A 1,281-nucleotide genomic window follows, 5' to 3' on the forward strand; every position below is an offset into this window, starting at 1 on the left:
TTGGTCAAGCCCTCACCCGATTAGTAACAGTCAGCTCCATGTGTTGCCACACTTCCACCTCTGCCCTATCTACCTCGTCGTCTTCAAGGGGGTTTACTTCTTTCGAATGGGATATCTCATCTTAAGGGGGGCTTCACGCTTAGATGCCTTCAGCGTTTATCCCTTCCGGGCTTGGCTACTCGGCCGTAGACTTGGCAGTCTAACCGATGCACCAGCGGCCCGTCCATCCCGGTCCTCTCGTACTAAGGACAGCTCCTCTCAGATATCCTACGCCCACGCCGGATAGGGACCGAACTGTCTCACGACGTTCTGAACCCAGCTCGCGTACCGCTTTAATGGGCGAACAGCCCAACCCTTGGGACCTACTACAGCCCCAGGATGCGATGAGCCGACATCGAGGTGCCAAACCACTCCGTCGATGTGAACTCTTGGGAGTGATAAGCCTGTTATCCCCAGGGTAGCTTTTATCCGTTGAGCGATGGCATTCCCACTTAATACCACCGGATCACTAAGCCCTACTTTCGTACCTGCTCCACCCGTCGGTGTCGCAGTCAAGCTCCCTTCTGCCTTTGCACTCTTCGAATGGTTTCCGTCCATTCTGAGGGAACCTTTGGGCGCCTCCGATACCCTTTCGGAGGCGACCGCCCCAGTCAAACTCCCCGTCTGGCATTGTCCCACCGCCGGGTCACGGCGGCTGGTTAGAAACCCAATACTGCAAGGGTGGTATCCCAACAGCGGCTCCATGGCAACTGGCGTTACCATCTCCTAGCCTCCCACCTATCCTGTACATGCAATACCGAGTCCCAGTACCAGACTGGAGTAAAGCTCCATGGGGTCTTTCCGTCCTGGCGCAGGTAACCAGCATCTTCACTGGTACTTCAATTTCACCGGATGCATTGTCGAGACAGCGCTCAAATCATTACGCCTTTCGTGCGGGTCGGAACTTACCCGACAAGGAATTTCGCTACCTTAGGACCGTTATAGTTACGGCCGCCGTTTACTGGGGCTTAAATTCAAAGCTTCGCGTTACCGCTAACCTCTCCTCTTAACCTTCCAGCACCGGGCAGGCGTCAGCCCATATACCTCACCTTTCGGTTTCGCATAGACCTGTGTTTTTGCTAAACAGTTGCTTGAGCCTATTCTCTGCGGCCTGGTTTCCCAGGCACCCCTTATCCCTAAGTTACGGGGCCATTTTGCCGAGTTCCTTGACAATGCTTCTTCCGCCGGCCTTAGGATTCTCTCCTCATCCACCTGTGTCGGTTTACGGTACGGGTACGGTAT

General features: G+C 54.7%; 1 rRNA gene. It reads right to left on the reverse strand.

From position 1 onward, the window contains the following. A 23S ribosomal RNA gene (locus LI074_RS17010) occupies nucleotides 1-1,281 on the reverse strand; the annotation flags it as partial.

Source organism: Blautia sp. MSK18_10 (assembly GCF_020553185.1).
GTDB classification, from domain to species: Bacteria; Bacillota; Clostridia; order Lachnospirales; family Lachnospiraceae; genus Blautia_A; species Blautia_A wexlerae.